The organism is Caballeronia cordobensis, assembly GCF_001544575.2.
GTDB lineage: Bacteria > Pseudomonadota > Gammaproteobacteria > Burkholderiales > Burkholderiaceae > Caballeronia > Caballeronia cordobensis.
In genome coordinates this window covers 346,934-372,747 of sequence record NZ_FCNY02000010.1, presented here as the reverse complement: position 1 = coordinate 372,747, position 25,814 = coordinate 346,934, and the positions used below count along the sequence as shown (strand labels likewise).

The following is a 25,814-nucleotide window of genomic DNA, read 5'->3' as shown; positions in this document are numbered from 1 at the left end:
CCGTCGCTAACGACGTCCTTCTGGCGGCCTGAAGATGACCACGACCACCCCTTCGAAGAGCCTCGCTGAGGGCGCTGCTCAGGTCATGCGTGCCATCGCGCTGATCAAGCTCGGCGCGCGCATGCAAGTGCTGGAATCGGAAATCCCGACGATTTCGCGTGAACGTCTCATTCGCCTGTATCGCGAAGTGAAGGGTGCATCGCCGCCCAAGGGCATGCTGCCGTTCTCGGAGGACTGGTATCTGACGTGGGCGCCGAACATCCATACGTCGATGTTCGCGAACGTCTACGCCTTTCTCGAAGCGAACAGCAAGGGCTTGGACCGCGTGGATCTACTGACTCGCGCGTACTCGCTCTATGCAGAGCACTTCGACATGATCGGCGAGGCGTTGCAGATGGACCTGACGCGCGCGTGGACCTTCATCCGTTTCAAGGACGCCGGCATCCTGCGTCTCGCGGGCTGCACGCGTTGCCGCGGCAAGTTCGTCGCGCACGCCCATGAGCCGTCGCACACGATGGTCTGCGGCATTTGCCACCCGCCGTCTCGAGCCGGCAAGACGAAGGCGGCCGCGAAAGCCGCGCTCGAGCGCGACGCCGCGTTGCAAGCGCAGGCCGCCTGAGCGCCTATCCCCGGGCGGTCTTCGGCACGTTGAAGAGCCGCAGCAGTTCGTCGCGCACATCCGAGATGTCGAGCACATGCTGCGCGCGCGTGAGCGCGACATACAGCAGCCGCATCTCGTCCTCGTCCAACGTCAGCCGACCGTCAACCATCTTGAAGCGGAAGTCGTTGACGATCCGCACGCGCTTCCATTCCAGACCCTTTGCCCGATGAATAGTCGAGATGACGTAGTCAGCTTGGCCTTCGGGCCTATGACGTTGAGCGAGCGCGCGCAAGTAATCGGTGCCCCGATCGTCGACGATCTCAACGACAGGCAGCAAATCGCGGCCGACAGCGCTGCGCGCGAAGGCCCGCGCTTCTCGCCAGTTTTCGAACAACGATAGAGCGGTAGGCCGGAACGCCCGCCTTCCGTTGAGCAACTGGTCGGCGCCGTCCGCAAACGCAATGATCTCGCTCGGGTTCATGCGAAGCGCCGGACGATGCCCCATCTCAATGCCGGCCGCAAACTGCCAGATGGCCGTCGCGTTCTTGCGGCAAAGCACCGCGTCGACGGGCGGCTGCACGGACGGATCCTCGACCATGATCGAGCCGATGGTCGGCTGGCCTCGGATAGGAGTGGATTCCCCAAGCAAGGCGAGCACGCAACTCGCGAGTCCGGCAAAAGTCGGCCCGAAGCGGAACGATTCTGTCAGCGGCCGCTCCGGGGCGTCGATCTGCGCCATCGCGTTGACAGCGCCGCGCCACTCATAAATTTGCTGATATGGGTCGCCGACGTAGATCGTCTGCGCGTGCCGTTGCCGTGCGAGAACGGACAGCATGATGCCGTCGCTGTCCTGCGCCTCGTCGAACAAAATGAAGTCGGCGTTGATACGCGGATTCGATCGCGCCCACACCTTTAAGTAGACGTCCGGCTGTATCGCCTTCACGCCGCGCGGGTTGATGCTTTCCGCCCATAGCCGCCGGACGCTGGGCGCGAGCTGCTCGCGCAGCCAGTCGGCCGCGTCGTCGCGGATCTTTTCATCGACCGGTATGTGGAAGGGCTGTGGCGTATCGTCGGCGGATCGACAAAAGCGGCCGAGACCGTCGGCGATCATGCGGCCAATTTCGAACGGCGCGACCTCCGCATTCTTTCCTGTGATGGTCGGCACTTCGATTGGGCCGAAGCCGTAACGGGCAGCGAGTTCGTGCGGCGGCTCGGACGGCAGATTAATGCGCGCGGTCAACGACGCGGGGGTGCTAGCGTAGGCGAGCGAATGGACGGTGCGCGCTGATACGTTGGCGGGAAAGCCTCGGCGCGCCGAGTCTGCGATCTCTTTGTTGAACGCCAAATAGCTCCCGCGCTGGCCAGTGAGCTGCTGCGCAACGAGCCGAAGCGTCGAAGTTTTACCTGCTCCCGCATACGCTTTGACCTTCAGATCGCCGCCGCCTTTTGCGGCTTCGACAACGGCTTCCTGTTCCGCCGTGGGTTTGTACGCCTTGGCCACCGATCGCTCTTCCAACGAAAAGAAGCAGTGTGCCGCAAGTTCGACCGACGGGTGCCGTTGCGGCCGCCGCGCGCGCGGCTGTTACTTGCGCGAGTCGGCGGTGAAGCGAGGTGGAAAGATGATGTGACCGAGCTCGTCGCGCTCCACGGGCAGGTCCGGGCTGTCCAGCATCTTCTCCACGTCCTGAACCTCAGGCAACGGGGGCCACGGCCACGCTTTCGCCGCCCATGACGGAATCTCGGCCCGACGAACGAAGCCGAACTCTTCCGGCTCATCCCATATTGAGTCGAAGGTCTCGTCGACGATCTGCTGCATGTAGGCGACCTGCTCTAGGCGCATCGACCACCATGCGCCGCGAACGCGGTCTTCGCCGGCGATCACGGTGTGCGACTCCAGATCGAGCACGAACCGGTGCTTCATGTAGGGCGCGCTACTCCACAGCGATTCCCATTCTCCGACCGCGTATCGTTGCATCGATGCTCCTAATCCCAGCCCCAATCGTGGCGCTCTTTCGCACGTAGAGCCAATCCGAGGATATCGGGTAAGCCGAATGACGCCATCTTTCGCTTTGCCGCAATGAACTGGTCAACGAGCGTCGGCTTCGCCCTGAGCATGACTATCGCTTTCAGTTCGTCGTAGTCGAAGAGATGCATCATCAAGGGCCGATTCGCGACCAATGCGCTGATCTCGCGACAGCGAACTGCCTCCCGAGTACTCGCCAATCCGTATTTCTGCCGCACCCGCTCATGGACGTCGCGACGTGCCTGGATGCGGCCTTCGTCCGTCTTGTACTTCTCGAATACGTCAAATTCGATGTCCAAAAGCGCGAGGCTTATCTCGTTTCCTGCTTCTATAAATCTCGGCGGCACAGCAGATCCTTGTCCCTAAAACTGTTTTTCGGTGGTAGACGACGTCATAGCGGCGGAACCGGCCAAATTCTTAAGGGTTTGCCGAAAAAGTCCTCATCTCGACCGTCGCTTTAGAACCTTCAGCAGCCAGGCATCAACGGGGCGGGCACTTGCTAGGTCCACGTAAATGGGCAGACTGCCGCCGACGATATCGCGCGACTCAACGTCGACAACGGGTGGTTTCCACGGTTCGCCAGATGGTCGACTGGTCGGCAGGTCCGCCGCGTTGAAGTCGAGCGAATACTCGGTGAATCTCCGCGCTGTTTCGACCACAATGCGCGTGCGGTCCACACGAATACCGCGAAGGTGCTGGCCGACAATGCGTCCGACGACGATGTCGAGTTCTCGCTCACGCGTCAGCCGAACACTTCCTGCGCGGTGCTCACGATGCAGGTGGATGACTACAGCCGCGGTGGGCGGTTCTTCAAGTAGCAGTAAGCGATAAGTCGCAACGCGAGGCTCTCGCTTCTCATTTGCGTAGACGATGTCTCTGAATTGGCCTAGATACGCCATGTTCGCTCCCTTAGCCTGCCGAGACACTATCGTCTCGACCTACCTCCGAGCCTACGAAACGACCGGTGAAGTCAAGGCAAGCGAGCGAAAACCAATCGTGGCGCCATGGGGGTTCATAATGATGTCGGTTACGGACATGCCTCTGCGAACGTCAACCGAGAAAAATGGACAGCAAACCGCCTAAGTCAGTAGTCAAGCGTGATCCTGAGGGGACTCGTCGCCGCATTCTCGAAGCGGCAAAAAGCCAATTCGCTAAGTTGGGACTCGCCGGCGCGCGGGTTGACGCGATTGCGGAAGTCGCTGGCTCAAATGAGCGAATGCTCTACTACTACTTCGGCAGCAAAGAACGGCTCTACGTCGCCGTGTTGGAGGCCATGTACGCCGACTACGCAAAGAAGGAAAGCGAGCTCGATCTGGCCGGGCTGGAGCCTCGTGAGGCGATGGCAACGCTCGCCACGTCCATCTGGGCGCACCTATGGGATAACCCCGAGTGGATCGGCCTAATCAACAACGAGAATCTGCATCAGGGCCGGTACCTCAAGACGTCGCAGGAGTTCAGCGAGACGATATCGCCAGTGGTTGAAGTCGTCCGGTCGATTCTTGTCCGCGGAGCCGATGCGGGACAGTTTCGCAGCGGCATTGATCCGCTCGATTTCTACGTCACGGTGGTTGGGATGGGCTACTACATCACTTCCAATCGCTTCACTCTCAGCGCGTTCACGGGCCGCGACTATGCGCGTCAGTCTGATCGGGCAAAAATTTGCGAATTGAATTTGGGGATACTGGACGCCTATCTGCGTTCTACAACCTAGTCCCAAGAATCCGAGGTGTTGAACCGGCACGGCTGTTGTCGACCCACTACGGCCGTTCGAGACCGGGTAGCCCGGACGACTCTTGATGACGGGTAGCGGTCAGTCGCTCGCAGTCCTCGCTGGCGCCTCATCGGCCTTTTGGAGATCTTTCCATATAGCCGAACTGCACTCGATGTTTATCGAGCAGGTCTTCCACTGCGCTCCAGTCATTCGGAGTGCAGATTTCTCGGAACGGGCGAGCGACAACAGGAAACCACGCCGCTACCAAGGTTCACAATCGAACCGATTGTTGCCATCGGAGCGCTCCCAACCAACGCAATTCAATGGCTTACTTACAGCGAAACTTGCCAAGGTGGACAGCGGAAGCGCTTCGGCCATTGCTGACGCTCAGGCTCATCGCTTGTAAGGCCGTTTCAAGTGGGCACAGGCGACTCTCGTCGCGCCACGCCAGTTTGCAGATGCAGTCAACCAGCGCCTGTACTTTCGGAGGATGTCTGTGAATTCTCTTCCATCGTATCTTGTTCCTGGACTGCGCCTCGCGCTCGCATGGTTCAATTCTGCAGGATTGCTCGTTTAGTTATCAGTGCGGGTAGAACACGATCGTTTCCGGCGTCTCGAGACGAATTCGCTGACCTTCAAACAAGGCGATAAATGTTCTACCGTACTTTTCAAAGCACCTGCGAAGAATGTCGTCGAAGTGGCGATCAGGTCGCTTCTGTATCGGGAACCGAAACAGTGACGCTCATCGTCGACACGATATCCAGGAAGATTCCGCACCGGTTTGAAGCGCAGAGAAATGTTGCTTGCCCAAAGGAAGTCGATGCACTAAATAATGTAGTCAGTAGCAAACAAACCTGAAGGACTATATGGAAGTCGCACCGATTACGTGATCCGCAGGCGGTCGGGGGCCTTTGGTAGGCTCGCCGGGATAACCGCGCCAGCCCATGAGCTGCAGACTACCTCCAGTCCAATTGGTAGCAATGGCACGGCGTAGCTCGCGCGCCGCATTGATCAGAGGGGGTGCCCGATGAGCACCGAAGACGCACAGCGCACGTCTGATGACCAGGACCAGGCGTCACCCTCCAGATCTGAAGCCTCCCCGCGGACGATTCAGTTGCCCAAGGGTGGCGGGGCCATCCGCGGCATCGGCGAAAAGTTCGCTGCAAATCCCGTCACGGGCACGGGCTCAATGTCAGTGCCCATCGCAACCAGCCCCGGGCGTTCGGGGTTTGGGCCGCAGCTATCGCTGTCTTACGACTCAGGCGCCGGCAATGGTCCATTCGGATTTGGCTGGAGTCTTTCGCTGCCTTCGATCTCACGCAAGACCGACAAGGGTCTACCGAAGTATCAAGACGCTGCCGAGTCGGACGTATTCGTCGTGTCCGGCGCGGAGGACCTGGTGCCGGTCTTTCGCCAAGATCCGGACGGCGCGTGGATCGCCGCGCAACGCGCCGATCTGGGCTTCCATCGAGAAACAGACGGGTGGGTGCTTGACGCATCTGGCCGCCTGGTCGTCCACGAAGACGAATTCGACGGGTACCGCGTGCGGCGCTACAGGCCGCGTATCGAAGGGCTCTTCGCACGCATCGAGCGCTGGTCCAAAATCGGCTCGCAAACCGATGTCCATTGGCGCTCGATCTCCAGGGGCAATATCCTCACGCTCTATGGCTATGACGAGAATTCGCGTATTGCCGACCCGCTCGATGCAAGCCGCATCTTTTCCTGGCTGATCTGCGAATCGCGCGATGACAAGGGCAACGGCATTCGTTATCTTTACAAGAGGGAGGACGGCGCCTACCAACCGCGGCCAGGTCAAGCCGATCCGTTCAATCAGGTCCACCAGCGCAACCGGGGCCTTGCCTCCGATTCCCGCCGCACGGCGCAACGCTACCTGCAGCGGGTGCTGTACGGAAACGTCAAGCCCTTGCTCGATGCCCAAGGCCGGCGCCCCCGCTATCTGAGCGACGTGCCTGATCCGCCGTCGGACACCGACGCCGACTGGCTGTTCGAGGTGCGCTTCGATTACGGAGAACTGGACGAACGTGACCCGACGGGCCAGCCGGAGGAGTCCTGGCTCTACCGTCCCGATGCCTTCTCCAGCTACCGCTCGGGTTTCGAAGTGCGCACCTGCCGCCGCTGTGAGCGGGTGCTGATGCTTCACCACATCCCCGATCAGCCAGCGGGTCCGGGCCGGATGGCGCAACCCGGCTACCGGGGCGTGGCGCGCAGTACCGAACTTACCTACGACGACGAGATCGCCCCCACCGCCGCTACCCGGCCCATCTACAGCTTCCTGAAGCAGGTGGTGCAAACTGGGTGGGCGCAAGAAGGGGGCTCTACCACACGCCGCAGCCTGCCGCCGGTGGAATTCACATACACTGAGCCCAACGTGCAGGAGGTTGTCGAAGAGGTTGACCCAGCGAGCCTCGAGAACCTGCCCGTGGGGCTGGACGGTAGTGCCTACCGCTGGACCGATCTGCACGGCGAAGGCATCCCCGGCATCCTCACCGAGCAGGCCGGCACCTGGTACTACAAGCGCAACTGGAGCCCAATTCCGCAGACGCAGACCGACGGCAGCGAGGCCGTCAAAGCCTGCTTCGCCCCACTCGAAACCGTCGCCTTCAAGCCCAACGCGGCCCTGAGTGCCAGCACCGAGTTCATGGACCTTGCCGGCGATGGTCAGCCCGATGTGGTCGTGATGGAAGGTCCCATACCCGGCCTGTACGAACACGACGAAGCAGAAGGCTGGCAGTCTTTCCGCCCCTTTACGTCGCGCCTGAATCGCAACCTCGGCGACCCCAACCTCAAGTTCGTGGATCTGGACGGTGACGGCCATGCCGACGTGCTTGTCACTGAAGACGACGCCTTGATCTGGCACGCCTCGCTCGCCGAAGAGGGCTTCGGCGCGGCGCGCCGTGTCGCGCAGGACCTCGACGAGGAAAAGGGCCCGCGCATCGTTTTCGCCGATGGCACGCAATCGATTTACCTGGCCGACATGAGCGGCGACGGTCTGACCGATCTGGTGCGCATCCGCAACAGCGAGATCTGCTACTGGCCCAATCTCGGTTACTGCCGCTTCGGCGCCAAGGTCACAATGACCTTCGAAGACGAGAACGGCCATACTGCCAGATTCGACCATAGCGACCAGTTCGATCACAAGCGTATCCGCCTCGCGGACATCGACGGTAGCGGCACCACCGACATCATCTACCTGCACTGCGAGGGCGTACGCCTGTATTTCAACCAGTCAGGCAACGGCTGGAGTCAGCCGCAGACGCTGAAGGTGTTCCCGCGCATCGATGACCTCGTGAGCATCGTGCCTACCGACCTCCTTGGCAATGGCACCGCCTGCCTGGTCTGGTCATCGCCCTTGCCCGGTGATTCACGGCGGCCAATGCGCTACGTCAACCTGATGGGCGACAACAAGCCGCACCTGCTAGTCAAGACCATCAACAACCTCGGCGCCGAAACCCGCGTTAAATATGCCCCCTCAACTAAGTTCTACCTGCAGGACAAACGCGACGGCAAGCCTTGGATCACACGCCTACCCTTCCCGGTGCACGTCGTCGAGCGTGTTGAAACCTGGGACCACATCAGCCGTAACCATTTCGTCAGCCGCTACGCCTACCACCATGGTTACTTCGACGGCGAGGAGCGCGAGTTCCGCGGCTTCGGCATGGTGGAGCAGTGGGACACGGAGCAGTTCGCAGCCCTTGCAGACGGGGAGACGCCGGCGGCCAACATCGACGGTGCCTCGCACGTGCCGCCGATGCTGACCAGAACATGGTTCCACACCGGAATTTGCAGACGTCGGGACCGCGTCTCCAACTACTACGCCGGATTACTGAATCACTCGGACCGGGGCGAGTATTACCGCGAGCCAGCCTGGCTTGACAACGACGACGAGGCGAAAAAGCGCCTGCTGCCGGACACGATTCTTCCACCGGGTCTGAGCGCGGAAGAGGAGCGTGAAGCTACACGGTCCCTCAAGGGTATGATGCTGCGCCAGGAGGTCTATGCACTGGACGGCTTGGGCGTGAACGCCGATTACCCATATGGACATCCCTACACCGTCGCGGAGCAGAACTTCACGGTCTCGCCCTTGCAGGGGCGTGGCCAGAATCGACATGCCATCTTCTTCACCTTCGCGCGCGAGGCCATCACCTACCACTACGAGCGCGATCCGAAGGATCCCCGAATCCAGCACGCGCTGACGCTGGAAGTAGATGCATACGGCAATGTGTTGAAGCAGGCGGCTATCGGCTATGGGCGATTGACTCCGGCAACCGACCCGGCCTTTACGCCAGCGGATCATTTGAAGCAACGGCTCATCCACATCACGAGCACCGAAAACAGCTTCACCAACGCGATTACGGACAAGAACGACGACTATCGGACCCCGCTTCCAGCGGAGACGCGCATCTACGAGCTGCGCAAACCGAAGCAGGAGCAAAGCGGTGCCGTGCTGGCACTGTATGGCTTTAACCCCGTGCTGGGTTACATTGATCAGGCGGGTGACGGTGGCCATGACGTCGAATATGAGGATGTCGAGTTCAATACAGCTCGGCAGGCGGCCGCTGACAATGATGCGGAAAACACGAAGTACTTTCGCCGCCTGATCGAGCGCGTGCGCATGCTCTATCGTCCCGATGACTGTGGCGTTGCCCAGAATGATCCGCTTGCGTTGCTCCCGGCTGAGAAATTGCAAGCGCTGGCTCTGCCAGGGGAGAGCTACAAGCTGGCTTTCACGCCGGGGCTGGTGGCCAAGGTCTTCCAACGCAACGGCCAACCGTTGCTGCCTGACCCTGGCGCCGTCCTTGGCGGTACTGACAGAGACCGGGGCGGTTACGTCGATCTGGACGGAGACGGCCACTGGTGGACCCCTTCGGGCCGGTCGTTCTATCACCCGAACGATGTGGCAGCCCCTGTTGAACTGTCAGAGGCACGCGCTCACGGCTACCTGCCGCGCCGCTACCGCGACCCCTTCGGCCAGACCGCCGTGGTCGACTTCGACGCCCATGACCTGCTGATGGTCGAAACCCGCGACGCGCTGGGCAATCGCGTCACGGTAGAGGCCAACAACTACCGCGTGCTGCAGCCGAGCCTGGTCAGCGATCCGAATCGCAACCAAACCGAAGTGGCCTTCGACGCGCTGGGCATGGTGGTCGGCACCGCCGTGATGGGGAAGCCCACAGACAACCCGCGGCAGGGCGACCGGCTGGACAACCAGTTCTCACCCGAGCCGCCGCAGGCTCTGTTCGATACCTTCATTGACAAGCCGTGTGAAGCGGCGCCTGACCCGAATGCCAGCGTAGCAACCCAAGCCGCGCACGACCTGCTCGCCAACGCGACGACGCGCATCGTCTATGACCTGACCCGCTACATGCGACTAGGCGAGCCCCCGTTCGCCGCGACTATCGCACGCGAAACCCACGTCAGCGATCTGGATTGGGAGGCCAAGAGCAAGCTCCAGATCGGCTTCAGTTTCTCCGACGGCTTCGGACGCGAAATCCAGAAGAAGATCCAGGCCGAACCCGGCCCGCTCGATGTCAACGACCCCGCTTCACCCACTGTCAACCCGCGCTGGGTTGGCAGCGGCTGGACCATCTTCAATAACAAGGGCAAGCCGGTCCGCCAGTACGAGCCGTTCTTCAGCAAGCGGCAACGGCCGGACGGTAGCTTCTACAGCGATCACCGCTTCGAGTTCGGCGTGCAGGTTGGCGTCAGCCCAGTGCTGTTCTACGACCCGGCCGAGCGGGTCGTCGCCACGCTGCATCCCAACCACACCTGGGAGAAGGTGGACTTTGATCCTTGGCAGCAAACGACCTTCGACGTAAACGACACAGTGCTCTTGCCAGTGCGTGCCGACGATCCGCCGCGCGATGCTGTTGTCGCCGGTCACTTTGGCCGCTTACCGGATGCCGACTACCTGCCCACCTGGCATGAACTGAGAACCCTGCCTGCCTATGCCGCAGCCTTTGCAGACCGCTATCCGGTCGCCGAAGATCGCCAGAACGAAACGAAGGCGGCCGAGCGCGCCGCCTGCCACACCGGGACGCCCACCACCGCCCATTTCGACGCCTTGGGCCGTCCCTTCCTGACCGTGGTGCGCAACCGGGTGGTATGCGATGGCCATTTGCTCCACAACAAACCAGACGAAGACTTCCGCACCCGCGTCGAGCTGGACATCGAAGGCAATCAGCGCAGGGTATTTGATGAACGCAAGCTGCCCGACGCCGCCAACCTGCCGTTGGGCGCGCAGGAGCAGCGTATCGTCATTCAGTACGCCTACGACATGCTCGGCAACCGCATCCACCAGGAGAGCATGGAAGCTGGAGCGCGCTGGATGCTCAGCGACGTGGCCGGCAAGCCGATCCGTGCCTGGGACAGCCGCGGCCACAACTTCACCACCACTTACGACGCTCTGCGCCGCCCGATCGAGCAATACGTACGCGGCACGTTCAGCGACCCTGATCCGCTGAAGCCGAATTCCGATCCGCGCACGCTGAACCCGCCCAATTCGGCCGGCCTGCTGGTGGACAGGATCGAATACGGCGAACCGCCACCGGGCGCCACGCCGGCCCAGGAAGCCGAAGCGCAGCGGCTCAACCGGCGCACCCGCATCCACCGCCACTGCGATTCCGCCGGCATTGTCACCAAGGCGCGACTGGATGACACCGGCAATCCGCTAGAAGCCTACGACTTCAAAGGCAACCAGCTAGGCAGCACGCGGCAACTGGTCAGCGACTACGCTGCCATCCCGGACTGGTCGCGGGATCCCCGGCCGAAGCTCGACACCGAGACCTTCGAAGGGCGCACTCGCTACGACGCGCTCAACCGCCCCATCCAGTCCGTCGCGCCGCGCAGTAGCCTGGGGCGCGGCAAGTTCAATGTCATCCAGCCGGTGTTCAACGAGGCCAATCTGCTAGAGCGGGTGCACGTGTGGCTGGAGCGTGCAACCGAACCCGCCGCGGTGCTGAATCCCGCCAACGAGGCCCCATCGCTGATCGGCGTCGTCAACATCGACTACAACGCCAAAGGCCAGCGGACCCTCATCGACTACAAGACCCGGGACGCAACGGTCATCCGCACCACCTATGCCTACGACCGCGAGACTTTCCGCCTGACGCACCTGTACACCCGCCGCGGCGTGGACCCCGCGACGGCGCAAGGCGTGGCCTTCACCGACGACTGCGACAACCCCAACCCGCCTCCGCCGGCCACCATCGCCGCGCCCCAGACGCCGGTTGCCGGCAAGCGTTGCGGCCTGCAGAACCTGCACTACACCTACGACCCCGTCGGCAACATCACCCACATCAGGGATGACGCGCAGCAGACCATCTACTTCGCGAACCAGATCGTTGAGCCGAGCAACGACTACGTCTACGACGCGCTCTATCGCCTGATCCAGGCCGAGGGCCGCGAGCACCTCGGCCAGGCCGGCGCGCCGATGCTGCATTCGTACAACGATGCCGGGCGCGTGGGCATCCTCAGCTCCAATCCACCCGGCCGCTTCGCGCCCAATGACCGCAATGCGATGGGCCGCTACACCGAACGCTATGTCTATGACGCGGTCGGCAACTTCCTCCAGATGCAGCACGCGCGAGACAACGCTGCCGTGCCGGACTGGACTCGCGTCTACACCTACGGCGAAGCCAGCCTGATCGAGCCGGGCAAACAGAGCAACCGGCTGAGCAGCACCACCGTCGGCAACGCCCCGCCGGAACCCTACCGCCATGACGCCCACGGCAACATGCTGGGGATGCCGCAGCTGCACACGATGCAGTGGGACTATCGGGACCAATTGCAGATGACGCAGAGGCAGAAGGTCAACGAGGAGGACGCGGACGGCGTCGCGCGGCACGGTGAGCGCACCTGGTGCGTCTATGACGCGTCGGGGCTACGCGTGCGCAAGGTGACGGAACTGGCCAACAACGGCGGCATCAAGGACGAACGCATCTACCTTGGCGGGTTCGAATTGTTTCGCTCCTACCAGGGCGCCGCGCATGCGCGTGCCCTGAAACTGGAGCGTGAGACGTTGCACCTGATGGACGACAAGCAGCGCATCGCGCTGGCGGAAATGCGCACGCTCGGCGATGAGCAGGACGTCCCGCGGCGACTGATCCGCTACCAGTTCGGAAATCACCTCGGATCAAGCAGCCTGGAGTTGGATGAGCAGGCGCAGATCATTTCCTACGAGGAATACGCGCCCTACGGTAGTTCGACGTATCAGGCGGTGCGCAGCCAGACAGAGGTAGCTAAACGATATAGGTATACAGGCAAGGAGCGGGATGAGGAGAGTGGGTTGTATTACCACGGGGCGAGGTATTACGGGTCTTGGCTGGGAAGGTGGACAAGCTGTGACCCATTGTTTGCCAAGGATGGCCTCAACCTTTATATGGCCTATCACGCCAACCCTGTCCGGTTCATGGACCCTACGGGCACCCAGAACGTAGGCCCCAAGGCTCCTAGCAAATATGGAGACATCAAGAATTACGACCGCCAAGGGATTGCGCTGAGAGACGCGAGTGGGAAGCGGACGTCGGAACACGAGCACATCCTCGCCCGAATTAACCTCTGGCTTCAGACCTACGACGAGGAGTCACGCACCTCTGCCTACGACAAGCGCGACTATCGCGTCAGTTCAACCTTGACCATACCGCGAGACATGGCGCTGATAAAGACAGGTATGGACATGGCACTGCGCGACGCATTGAAAGACGCGAAAGCTCGCGACTCCATCAGTCCCATGCTCTTACGCCAGACGAGCGTGGAGGCAGCAATCGATAGAACGATCAAGGCCCGCGATGCAGCGATACACGCCCGCATGGCTGCGGGACAAAGTGATGTCTCGGATTTGAAGGCGATTACCGACGACAAGATCGCCGCAGCCGCCGTCTATCAGATGGGGCAGGTATTCGAGGCCGGAAAGAAGCAAAACACCGCCGAGATTCTCCTGCAGGGCGACACGGCAGCCAGGATTGAGGCGGACATCAACGCCCTCGGAAAGAGCGACTCGCCATCGATCACTCCCCAGGAGGTGTTGATCCTGATCTTCGTGCTCTCTGTTATAGGGAGCGGCGGCAATCGTGGTGATCCGCCCAAGTACCGGGTTGACGTGAGATATCGGGTTGCAACCGATGCTGAGGCCGGCAGCAAGACACCGAAGGTTCGGGTAGCAACACCCGAACAAGAGCAGGCTGAAGAGGAAGAAGTAGACCGAGAGGAAGAAGAAAAGCAGGAGCAGAAGAAGCGGGAGGCGAAAGGACGGACGCGCTACACCGCTGAACAGGTCCTTGTTCCTGCGGCGGCGCTGTTAGCCGTTGGTTTTGGCATTTTCGCCCTAACACGCTCAGGCAATCCACAGCCCCTGCAGCAGGCGTTTCAACGTTGAGCAAGCGTAGTTGGGGTGACGAAGGAACCTCACCACACACGAGGCACTGGGAGTGGCGGGAACGTTGGGGACCGTAGGCTCCCCCATCCTACATCGGTTTGAACGAGGTTTGACGCGATGAACGACAGGAATGACGAACGATGCGGCGTCGTAGACGTGGCGGGCGGGACGTACTTCTTCGACCGCAATCGGTGCTTGCTGTTGGAACACATCGACGTACTGCGCTAGGAGATCGGAGAAATGAGCCGTGAACGTTGGGGAACATTCTCCGTCGCAGATCATCTGCGGCCGCGACGCGTTCGTCGCCGATGTCTTGCTCTATGACCGGCTTGTCGTCCCCTACCCTCCCACTGCGGAGGAGCGGGCGAGGTGGTCCGAAAGGGAAAGGCAATGGAGGCCGGATTTGCTCGACGCCAAATTGGACCTTCTGCCTGAGCAAATGGTCATCAGAGTGCCATGGAACGAATTTGCCCAGGAGCGCTACAAGTTGCGCATTGACGCCGCCAAAGACGTCAGCTTCGACGGCCAACATATCGTCACGGAGCAAGCCAGCGTAGATGCGTATCACATGACCCGCATGATCCTGGCACAGGACTGTCGACCCCAGCTTCCTGAAGGCGTCACCAAGGTATGGGCATTCGGGGCTTATCCCTCACTGATGGCCTATCAAAAGGACCACGCCGAGGCGACAAATGCTGAAGGCCAGGAAATTCTGGCGATGGTCCTGAGGCACAGATTTCTCGTGCCCGAAAGCGAGGGCAAGTCGGACGATGAATTGCTGGCGCAGGCGGTCGCGCTGGCAAAGCGTGGCGATTTCAAGGAAAAGCGCGCCAGGTTTCACCGCTGGCAGGAAGACGTCATCGAGCAGGAGATTACATCGGCTGATGCCGTGGCCGAGATGGAGGAACTGGTGAGGCAACTCGAAGCAATCACCAGGAAAGCCCGTATCGACACCTGCTTGAAGTTCGCCTTCATGGCCATCCCCGCAGCAATTGGCTTGGCAACCGCCGGGGCGGGAACACCACTGGTCGCCGCTGGTGCCGCTGGCTTGGTATCCGTCGCATCTTTTATCTATTTTGACCGCAAACCAAGAATTGACGCGGGCGACTGCGATGCTGCGGCAATGATTCACGATGTGCAGGAGCATTTTCGCCAGGGAAGCAAATGACCAGATGGGCTTGAGAGTAGAGCCAGGAGTCCGTTATGACAATTGCGACGATAAGACAACTGCAGGACGCGCTGCGCCGCATCGGCGCTCTGGACGCTGGCTATGTGGACGGCGAAGTCGATGAGCCGACGCGCGCAGCGCTCGCGAGATTTCAGCGGGAAGCTGGCCTACCGCGTGAGGGAGAGGCGAGCGGCCAGCCCGATGCGCAGACCCTGAGTACGCTCGACGAGCGCGCGGAGCGATCCGGGAGATTCATCCTGCGCGGCTGGGTAATTGGCGTCGAGGGTCCGCTTCCGGAAGTGCGCGTGCGCGCCGAAGATCGCGACGTCAACGACCTGCGCGAGCCGCTCGGTGATCGCGATGGCCAGCTCACCGATCGCTCGGGTCGCTTCGAAATCCTCTACACGGCAGAGCAGTTCGCGCGCGGAGACAAGGACACTGCCGACGTGATGCTGACGCTGCAGCGTAGTGACGAACGCATCACCAATTTCCGCGTATACCGGCTGCAACCGGGCACCTGGCCTCCGCGCGACAAGCGTCCGCGCCGCCTGTTGCCGCTGAGCGCAAAAGACCCGTTGCCATCGGCTCGGGACGTTTTACAGAACACGCCGCTCACCGCCGAAGCCTTGCAACTCGGCATCCCCGCACGCCCGGTCGAGGAACTGAAGATCATCGTCGGCAATGCGTCCGACGGAACCCCGAGCGAGTACGAGCGCCTGCGCGATGCCATCACGCCGCTGCTGCGCGATCGTTCGCCAACCGCGCTCGACGAGGACAAGTTCCGCGATCTCACGTTCGTCGCACGCGAGATCGACCTGCCGCGCGAGCGCATCGAAGAATATGTCTCTGCGTGGAAGCTCGCGGAGCATGCCGACATCCGGCCCGAAGTTCTTTACGGACTGTTGCGCAACGGTCCGCCGGCGAGCCTGCCGGGTCTGTCACATGACCTTCCGTCACTGCTCGAAGCCGGCGAGGCAGCCTGGCGCCGCAAGCTCGAGGAATCGCTGGCGCTGAATTTCATTCCGTCGCGCCTGTTGCGCGACTTCGACGGCACGATCGAGCAACTTAGGCGTGCGCGCGTTAGTCAGGCCGATCGTCCGATGGGTCCCGGCCGCGAGAGCTTGAGCGACTTCCTGGTCGGCGTGGCGCCGCTAGAATCGGGTGACGCACGGCGCAAGTTTCTCGATCTCTACCACGCACACGACGGGTCCGTCGACGAGTTCTGGCAGAAGGCCGTCCCCGAGGCATTTGGATGGAAACCATCGGAAGTCCTGCAAGTGCAGACCGCGCTGCAACTGGCCGAGATCACGTCGTTCAATCTTCCGCTCGTCGAGCGGATCAGGCGCGAGCACGCGCCGTCACAGCTCGAAGACCTGACCGCCATCGACAGCGATGGCTGGCTCCGCATGGTGCGCGCCGCGGGCGTTCCGGAGGATTCGCCCGGCGACGATCCGGCAGACCAACAGAAGCACGCCGCAGATGGAATCCTGCGCACACTGCAATCGGCATATCCGAATCGCTACGTCGCGCAGATCGCGTCGCAGACGGGTGACGCACCATTGCGCGAGGCATCGGACCTGTTGCGCCGCTTCTTCGATCGCGAACAGGGGAGCTTCGACTTGTGCACGACGCCGGTAACGCACTACCTGCGCGAGAACGGCAAGCGAATCTACGAAGGACTGTCGCTGCAGCAGCAGGATCAGCTGTCGAGCCAGTTGAAGCGGCTGCAACGGACGTTCCAGTTGAGCACCGGACTGCCGCAGATGCAATCGCTGCTCGAACTCGACCTCGATTCTGCATACAAGGTCGTCACCCGCACGTCCCAGGCAATGTTCCGTGAGCTGTATGCAGAGAAGCTCGGCGGCACCGACACTGCCGATGCGATCTATGCCCGTGCGCTGAAGGTTCATTCGACCGTCACCGCTGTGCTCGGCGACCTGATGCAGTTCTCGCAGGGCACGCTGCCGAAAGTCATGCACGCATCGATCGAGATCGAGCAGAAGGTCAAGGACAACCCGGTCTACACCGATCTATTCGGCAGCCTCGACCTCTGCGCATGCGAGCACTGCCGCTCGATGTACAGTCCGGCCGCGTATCTGGTGGACCTTCTGGCGTTCCTCGACACGCCGAAGGGTTCCGTGAAGGCCAATCCGCTCGACGTGCTGATCGGAAACAACGTCAAGCGCCTGACGGGCCGGCGCCCGGACCTCGCGCATATCCAGCTGACCTGCGATAACACCAATACGCGCATCCCGTACATCGACCTTGTCGACGAGATCCTGGAGAGCTACATCGCGCACAACCAGCCGTTCGCGTTCAATCGCCCGCCCGATCCTCCGAACGACGAGCTACCGCATCCGACGGCCGAGGAACTGGGCGCCAATCCGGTGTATCTCACGCAGGACTCCGATCAGTCGTCGGCCAAGGCCTCGGATGCATTGCGCAAGACGGTCTACCCGCTGACGCTTCCGTTCAACACCGAGCTCGTCACCGCGCGCATCTACCTGGAGCATCTCGGCACCAATCGCGAAGAGATTCTGCGCACGTTCGCGCTCGACGAAGAGCTTGACACGCTGATGGCGACCTCGACGGAGACGCTCCGTCTCTCGCCGCAGGATTTCGAGATTGTCACCGTCTCGCAGTTTTCGGGACAGTCGTCGACGATTGCCGCTACGCTCGGAGTTGCCTACGGATTCTCCGAAGCGAACGACCTGGGCGCCGACTTCCCGCCGCACGCCGCGGCGCCGCGGCTGCGGCTCAACGATCCGCGCAAGCTTGCGGTCAAGGCGTTGCAGCACTACCTCAATCTCGCCGGCGCAGCGCCCCCGTTGACAGTCAACGGCACGTTCGATGCAAAGACGCAGGCCGCTCTCGGTGCTTTCCAGGTTGCAGCCGGCGGCGCTGCGACGGGCGAGGCCGACGGTGGCGTATGGTTCAAGTTCGACACGACGTCGGACACGCCGCTCTCGCCGCTGATGTCATACGTCCCGATCTTCCTGGAGAGGACCGGGTTCACATATGCGGAGCTGGTCGAACTGGTCAAGACGCGATTCCTTAACGGCGCGGCCTTCGATGTCGATCTGCTGAAGCGGATCGGCTTTTCGCTCGATGAATTGTCGGCATGGATCAAGGCGGGGTTTCCCGCATTGAGCGCGGCGCAGACTGCGAAGCTCGCCGTGGAGTCGATGACCGAGGATCGGTTCAAGCGCTGGGCCGAAAGCCATCGCGACGTCGTCGTGATCGGCGTGCCCGCCGGCGCAGATTGCAACCTCGATGCGACGACTCTTCGGCATCTGGACGGATCGCTGCTTAAGCGCGCTGAGCTACTGCGACTGAATGCTTTCATCCGCTTGTGGCGCCGGCTGCAATGGCCACTACAAGTGCTCGATCGCGCGTATGCGGTGTTGTACGACGATGTGTTCGATTTCATCGTGCGTCTCGCCGATGCCGTCCGCGTCCAGCGCGAGCTGGAGATAGAGCCCGAGGCGTCGCTGTGCTTCTGGGGCAACATCGATACCCGCGGCGACCCGTCGGTCTACGACCGGCTGTTCCGCAACAAGGCGGCATTGCGGATCGAGCCGATCTTCGTGCTCGACGAGACGCGCAGCGAGCTGAAGGCGGTTACCGACAATCCGTTGACTCCACCGAAAATCGCCGATCACGTGCCATCGATTCTGTCGGCATTCCGTATCCGCGGCTCCGATCTAGACCTGCTGCTTTCGACGCTTAACGTTGGGAAGACGCTCAATCTCTCGAGCCTGTCGTTGTTGAATCGATACGTGCTGCTCGCGAAGTCGTTGTCGATTCCGATTCCCGCGCTGCTGACGCTGAAGACGCTGTCGGGAACCGATCCTTTTGCGCCCGGCCCAAACCTACCGCGCAACACGTTCGACTTCATCGAGCTGGTGCGCAAGGTGCAGGCCGGCAACTACAACCCGGCGCTGCTCGATTTCATCTTCCGCCATCACGTCGCGCCGCCGTCGCAGCCCGAGCAGCCGACGGCGGCGACGGTGCAATTCCTCGACGCGTTGCGCATGGGTCTCGCAAAGATCGAGGCCGAGCATCGCGTGCAGCCCGATCCTGCCGGTGAGCTATCGCGCAGCGAACTGTCGATCGTCGAAAGCGATCCGCGCGTCGTCGACGAGGCGATCCGAATGATCGATGGCAGCGTTCGCTATGCGCTCAAGCTCGCGGGCCTGCCGGCGGCATTCGCGTTCCCGGTCGATGTTCGACAGAAGACAACATACGACGCTGGTGCCGGCACGCTGACGTTCCAGGGCGTGATGACGCCAGCGGAAAAGGCCTTACTCGCCGGCGCCGCTGTCCCCCTGCCCGCTGCGGTGCAGCCAGCTTACGTCAAGGCCATCGGCGATTTGTTCGATCTGCCACGGACGTTCTTCAACGATCATCTCGCGACTTTCTTCGCTGCGCCAGCGACAGCGACGGCGAAGCTGCTCGATCGTCCATCGCTCGATTCATCGCTCCGCCAGGTGATGCTGGACAGTACTGGTACCGTCGTGCCGCGCGATCCATCCGGAAATCTTCCGGCGGCCCCTGTGGTCGTCGATACCGAGATCGGCAGCAAGTTCGCATTCCTGCTCGACGCACTTGTGCCGCGAACGCGTGAGAGGCTGAAGACCGCGATGGTGATGCAGAGCGCCTCGGATGCGTTCGGCATCGAGACCCGGGTCGCGGCGGCGCTGTTGCGAAATCCGACCGTGATGCAGTCGATTCGCGATCCGGGCGAGCCGGCGATCGCCGACTTCCTCGAGCTTACGGGCGACGGCTTGAGCGCTGCGTATTTCACGAATGCGACGCTCGACGGCGACGCTGTGTTCGTGCGCACCGACACGGCGGTCGATTTCGACTGGACCGCGGCCACGCCCGATCCCGCAAAGATCCCGGCCGGCGACTACAGCGTCCGCTGGAGCGGATTGATCGTCGCCGAGCGAAGCGAGGAATACACGTTCAGCATCGAATGCGCCGACGGCGCTCGGCTTTGGGTCGGCGGACATCTCTTGATCGACGACTGGAGTGACCAGCCATCCACGACACGCACCGGCAAGCTAAAGCTCGAGGCCGATGCGCTGAATTCACTGCGGCTCGAGTATTACAAGAAGACCGTGCCCTCGAAGGTGCAGCTGACGTGGAGCAGCGCTTCGGTGGCAGCCTCGGTAACCCCGGTCGATGCACTTTTCTCCGGCCAGGCAGCGACACGGTCGACCAAGGCGGCGCTGATCGCCTCGATGTTGCGGCTCGATGCCAAGGAGATCGTTCATTTCGCCACGGCGAAGCTGATTGAATTCGGCAAGCTGCCGTTGAATGGCGCGACAGCTTACGACCCGGTGCAGTTTTGGAAATGGGTCCGGCTCGTCAACTACGCAGCCTTGCGGAATGTCGTCCCTGACGGCGAGACCGACCTCATCGACGTGTTCGAAGCGCCGACACCAGAAGAATCGCGGCGACGACTCGCCGAAGCGACCGGCTGGCGAGCGAGCGAGATCGATGCTCTCACGGGCCAGTCCGGATTCGGCTTCAAGCCCGCCGACTTCAACGACGAGCAGCGGCTGCGCCGGCTGCCCGATTGCTTCAAGCTGATGCAACGCCTGGGCATCACCGCGAACCGCGCGCGGGAATGGGCGCGAATCCGGCTCGAAGACACGTCGGTAGCGCCATCGGTCATCTATTGGGCGTTCACCATCAAGGACGCACCGCGCGCGATCCAGCTCGCCCAGGACATGCGCAACATCGCGCGCGCCAAGCACGACGACAAGAGCTGGATCGAGGTCGCGAAGCCGCTCAGCGATGCATTGCGCGACCAGCGCAAGGCAGCATTGCTCGGATACGTGCTCGCGATGCCTTCGATCATCGAGCGCAACGTCACTGACTCGGGAAGGCTGTTCGAGTTCTTCCTGGTCGACGTCGACACCACGAGCTGCACCGAGACATCGCGGATCAAGCAGGCGATCTCATCGGTACAGCTGTTCATCCATCGCTGCCTGATGGGACTCGAGGATCAGGGTCCGCTGGTACCGTACACGGTGGTCCCGGCACAGATCGACGAGCCGCGCTGGCGCTGGATGCAGCGCGAAGTGTTGTGGGAAGCCAACCAGAAGGTGTTCCGCTATCCGGAGAACTGGCTGAAGCCTGAACTGCGCGACGATCGCACGCCGTTCTTCCGCGAGCTCGAGTCGGACCTGCTGCAGAGCGATCTCACCGATCCGTACGCCGAGAAGGCGCTGCTGGGCTATCTGGAGAAGCTCGACGATGTCGCACGGCTCGAGATCTGCGGCGTACGTGAAGAGCCTTCGGCGTATGCGCTGCACGTATTCGGTCGGACGCGCAACACGCCGCACGTGTACTTCCACCGGACGCTGACGCGCAAGCGCGGCGACACCTGGGATCTCGGGACGTGGAGCGCATGGCAGAAGGTTCCGCTCGACATCGAAGGTGTCGACGACGGCGACAACGGCGAGCTGAGCGGTGTGCATCTGCTGCCGATCATCTGGAACCGACGGCTGTACGCGTTCTGGCCGACGTTCCGCAAGAAGCCGGACACCGCCGGCAACGCGAATCTTCCGCAGGGATTCGGCCCGATCGAGCAATGGGACATCCGGCTTTCGTGGAGCGAATTCTTCCAGGGCAAGTGGTTGCCGCGCCAGCACAGCGACGCGGCGCTGGTCGGCATCCCCGATGACGAATGGAGTGCGAGCATCACGCAGTACCATGATCACTTCGCGCCGGCGGAGGGGACGATCACCTACACGACCACCGACTACTTCATGGGTATCGAGACCGGCAGCCAGAGCTACACGCTGCCGACGATTATCCCGAAGACGATTTCCGGCGGTGAGCTCGATGGGGTGCACCTTGAGACCGCGGGCGACTACGCCGAGGTCGATATCAGCGAGAGCTCGTTCGAGATGAACCAGTTGCTGCCGCCGCCGGCCGGGCATCTGTTCTCCATCTCGCCGGGCTCGGATCAACTCCACGTCGATGCGTATCAGCGCTACACCGGCACTGCGACGGGCAAGAAGAGCAACAAGCGCGTCGTCGACACCGTCGTCGTCCAGGGCGGCAAACGCGATGCGCGGCAGAAGCGCGACGAGCAAATCGAAGGCACATCGCGCAGCGTTACCTGCTATCGGTGGATCGGACGCTTCTCGGTCGATGGATGCCGCAACAAGGTGACCACCTCGCCGGGCAACCTCGCGTATTCGTACTACGCGCTGTTGCGTCCAAAAGGTACCAGCAATTTCTTCAACTGGATGCTCGCCGATCCGTCGCAAAAGCACTTCGAGCTCGATTCGGCCCCGGTGATCCTTGGCCGGTTGCCGAGCGCGTACCGCGTGCTCGATTCCGATCCAGACCAGGACTTCAGGGCCTACTCGCCGTTCTTTTACCAGGATTCTCAGCGCGTGTACCTGGTGGTAATGTCGGCGGCACCCCCGCCGTATGACTTCAACCCGGGGATGTTGACGCCGTTCAACACGGATCTGCCTGAACTGCGACCGCAGCAAAAACCGTTCAATCCGAAGCTCGATCTCGGGCGGCCTTTTGCATTGGTAGCGTCGCAAGCACAGATGAAGATCAATCCCTGGGTAGTGACGTCAGCGGTCGCGCTCGACAGGGTGGCGATGGAGATGTCGACCACGACGGCGCACGTCGACGTTCCCCGCACGATGACGACGATGTCGGGGACGCTTCCGGGGGGCAGTGTGATCGCCGCGCCGCTGGTTCCCGGCGTGACGATCATTCCCGCATACTACGGCTTCATCGAATTCCGCTATCAGTTTCTCACGCATTGGCACCCACACGTGTGCGAATTCATCAGCCGCTTGAATCGTGATGGCATCGCGACCCTGCTCGGCACTGACACGCAGAGGCTCACAAATGACAGCGTCCCGCTGATGACAGGCCTGACGCGCTTTCGCACCGAGTACGCGCCGTCGTCGTCGGTGGCGCGGCCTTACCCGCTCGAGGATGTGGATTTCCAGAACGGCGCGTATTCGCTCTACAACTGGGAGCTGTTTTTCCATGCACCACTGTTGATCGCGCAACGCTTGAGCAAAAACCAGCGCTTCGCCGAGGCGCAGCGCTGGTATCACTTCATCTTCAATCCGCTCGACAATAGCGTCGAAGCGCCGCCGGCCAAGTTCTGGAAGTTCCTGCCGTTCAAGACGACGGAACCAGAGCGCCTGATCGAGATGCTAGAACTACTCGACTACCAGGGCACTGACGCGGCGAAGCTGAAGCGCAAGCACGAACTCGAAAACCAGGTCGACGAGTGGGCACACGATCCGTTCAATCCGCACCGGATCGCGCGATTGCGCCACGGCGCGTATATGAAGAACGTGGTGATGGGTTATGTCGACAACCTCATCTCATGGGGCGACTACCTGTTCAGTCAGGACACGCTGGAGTCGATCAACGAAGCAACGCATCTCTACGTGATCGCGTCATCGCTGCTGGGACCGCGGCCGCAGAAAATCCCCGCGAAGACCGAGGAGACCCGGAAGACCTTTGCGCAACTCCGGCCCTCGCTCGACGCGCTTTCGAACGCGCACGTCGCAGCGGAAACGCTTTTCCCGTTTGCAACCAGCGACGTGCCGCTGACGCCGCCCGGCGGTGCGCCTTCCGGCCTCACGACCACGACGCTGTTCTTCTGCCTGCCACCGAACGACCAGCTGCTTGGCTATTGGGATCGGATCGAAGATCGGCTGTTTAAGATCCGCCACTGCATGAACATCGAGGGCGTCGTGCGGCAGTTGCCACTGTTCGATCCGCCGATCGATCCCGCGCTGCTGGTCGAGGCCGCGGCGAAGGGCATCGACTTGAACAGCGTTCTCAACGACCTCTACACGCCGCTGCCGCGCTATCGCTTCGAGCACATGCTGCAGAAGGCGCTCGACATGTGCTCGGAGGTCCGCTCGTTCGGCGCCGCGCTGCTCGCGGTAACGGAAAAGCGCGATGCCGAAACTCTCGCGCAACTGCGCACGACGCACGAGCGCGCGATGCTCGACATGGTGCGCAAGGTGAAAGCCGCGCAGGTGAGCGAGGCACAGGCAAACCGCGACGCGCTGACCAAGTCGCGCGCGGTTGCCGCTCAGCGTTTCATGCATTACCAGGGGTTGTTGGGTTACAAGGCCGATGCGGACTTCGCGCCGGGCTCGGCGGCGCCGATCGTCAGTGACCGCGCCGGTGACAACCGGCTGCCCGAAGAGGTCCATCAACAGGAACGGATGCGCTCGGCGAACGAATGGCAGGAGCAGGCAGCAACGTGGGACTTCATGGCCAATGCAATGCATTATGCCATTCCCGATTTTTCGATCGGCACCCCGAACTGCAGTACGACCTACGGCGGGTCGAACATCGGCGCGGCGCTGACCGCGATGGGCCATTCGGTCGGCAACAATGCGGCGACGGCAACGTACGAAGGTAACAACGCCGCGGTCGAGGCGTCGTTCCGCCGCCGCGACCAGACCTGGGTGCTGGAGAGCAACATCGCTGCGCGCGACATCGAGCAGATCGACAAGCAGATCGCGGCTGCCGACATCCGCATCGCGATCGCCGAGCGTGATCTCGATGCGCATGACAAGCAGATCGAGCAGAACGAGGAGATGCGCGAGTTCCTGACCGAACGCAAGTTCACGCAGGAGGAGTTGTACTTCTGGATGCAGAACGAGTTGGCGACGCTGCACCTGCAGTGCTATCAGATCGCATATCAATGGGCAAAGCAGACGCAGGGCTGCTATCGCTTCGCCACCGGCACCGACAACACATTCATCCAGTTCGGCTCGTGGGACAGCCTGCGCAAGGGACTGTTGAGCGGCGAGCGGCTCCATCTGCAATTGAAGCAGATGGAGCGCAGCTACATGGAGCTGAACCGGCGCGAATACGAGGTGACGCGTCACGTGTCGCTGGCGACGGTCGATCCGGCGGCGTTGATTCGCCTACGGCAGACGGGGCAATGCGAGGTGAGCCTGCCGGAGACGCTGTTCGACCTCGATTTCCCCGGCCACTACATGCGCCGGTTGAAGAGCGTGGCGCTGACCATTCCGTGCGTCGTCGGCCCTTACACCGGCGTCAATTGCACCTTGACGCTGTTGCGCAGCGAAATTCGCAAGAGTCCGCTGCTCTCGAGCGGCTATCGGCGGACCGACGACCAGGATTCGCGCTTCACCCTCGACGTGCTGCCGACGCAGTCGATCGCGACCAGTCAGGCGCAGAGCGACACCGGAACCTTTGAGCTCAACTTCCGCGACGAGCGTTTCCTGCCGTTCGAAGGCGGCGGCGCGATCTCGACCTGGCGCATCGAGCTGCAGAACGAATTTCGGCAGTTCGACTACGACACCATTGCCGACGTGGTGCTGCACTTGAAGTACACGTCGCGCGAAGGCGGTGCGCTGCTGAGTCACGCGGCGATCAAGTCGCTGAAGGATGCGATCAAAGATCTCGATGGCGAACCGGTGATGCGACTGTTTAGCTTGCGGCAGGAATATGCGACGGATTGGTACCGGTTCCTCGATGATCCAGCGGTAGGACCGGGAGATCAATCGCTCACGATGTCGCTGGCGAACGATCGATTCCCGTTCGCGTTCCAGGCGCGGAAGATCAGCATCGAGACCATCAGCGTGTTCGTCAAGGTGCGTCCAGAGCTCGCGGCGACGCATAACGAAGGAACGCTGAAGATCACGCTTGAGCCCGGCAAAACCGCAACACCTGGCGCAGCGCCCATCGCGCTCGCATCGTGGAATGGCCTGTTGCGGGGTGACATTCCTGCAGGAAGTTCTCCAGGCGACTGGACAATGGCGGCGTGGCTCTCTCCGGGAGGTGCCGCCCGCGCGCGGCTGTCGCCGGGGTCGCTGGAGGACGTTGTGCTCGTCTGCGCCTGCACGTGTACGTGATCAAACATTG

At 61.8% G+C, this 25,814-nt stretch carries 9 protein-coding genes; 5 read left to right on the top strand and 4 right to left on the bottom strand.

Features of this window, described 5'->3' with window-relative positions; all coding sequences use genetic code 11:
* Positions 1-34 precede the first annotated feature (34 nt).
* Positions 35-619: a flagellar transcriptional regulator FlhC gene (gene flhC, locus AWB70_RS21650; protein WP_060854192.1), complete on the top strand. Its 585-nt coding sequence runs from the start codon at positions 35-37 to the stop codon at positions 617-619.
* Between the two features lie 4 nt (positions 620-623).
* Here flhC and AWB70_RS21645 read toward each other — a convergent pair whose 3' ends face one another.
* The 4 genes from AWB70_RS21645 to AWB70_RS38390 form a co-directional block, all read right to left on the bottom strand.
* Positions 624-2,102, bottom strand: a complete 1,479-nt coding sequence (locus AWB70_RS21645) for a 3'-5' exonuclease (protein ID WP_060854191.1) — start codon at positions 2,100-2,102, stop codon at positions 624-626.
* 81 nt (positions 2,103-2,183) lie between these two features.
* Positions 2,184-2,576 carry a hypothetical protein gene (locus tag AWB70_RS21640; RefSeq protein WP_235024314.1) on the bottom strand — a complete coding sequence of 131 codons (393 nt, stop codon included), beginning with the start codon at positions 2,574-2,576 and terminating at the stop codon, positions 2,184-2,186.
* A gap of 8 nt (positions 2,577-2,584) precedes the next feature.
* On the bottom strand, positions 2,585-2,923 hold the full coding sequence (locus tag AWB70_RS21635) for a hypothetical protein (protein WP_053572572.1): 339 nt from the start codon (positions 2,921-2,923) through the stop codon (positions 2,585-2,587).
* 141 nt (positions 2,924-3,064) lie between these two features.
* The gene (locus AWB70_RS38390) at positions 3,065-3,523 is read right to left on the bottom strand and encodes a hypothetical protein (protein WP_143281679.1); all 459 of its coding nucleotides are present in this window, start codon (positions 3,521-3,523) and stop codon (positions 3,065-3,067) included.
* A gap of 164 nt (positions 3,524-3,687) precedes the next feature.
* Between AWB70_RS38390 and AWB70_RS21630 the strand changes: the two genes are divergently transcribed.
* The 4 genes from AWB70_RS21630 to AWB70_RS21615 all read left to right on the top strand — a co-directional run bounded on the left by AWB70_RS21630 (position 3,688) and on the right by AWB70_RS21615 (position 25,804).
* Positions 3,688-4,335, top strand: a complete 648-nt coding sequence (locus AWB70_RS21630) for a TetR/AcrR family transcriptional regulator (protein WP_060854190.1) — start codon at positions 3,688-3,690, stop codon at positions 4,333-4,335.
* A 1,027-nt stretch (positions 4,336-5,362) separates the two neighbouring features.
* On the top strand, positions 5,363-13,729 hold the full coding sequence (locus AWB70_RS21625; protein WP_053572571.1) for a SpvB/TcaC N-terminal domain-containing protein: 8,367 nt from the start codon (positions 5,363-5,365) through the stop codon (positions 13,727-13,729).
* A gap of 247 nt (positions 13,730-13,976) precedes the next feature.
* Positions 13,977-14,897, top strand: coding sequence for a hypothetical protein (locus AWB70_RS21620; protein WP_053572570.1), 921 nt, complete (start codon positions 13,977-13,979; stop codon positions 14,895-14,897).
* Positions 14,898-14,932: 35 nt separating this feature from the next.
* Complete coding sequence (locus AWB70_RS21615) at positions 14,933-25,804, top strand: Tc toxin subunit A-related protein (protein ID WP_053572569.1); 10,872 nt, start codon at positions 14,933-14,935, stop codon at positions 25,802-25,804.
* Positions 25,805-25,814 lie beyond the last annotated feature (10 nt).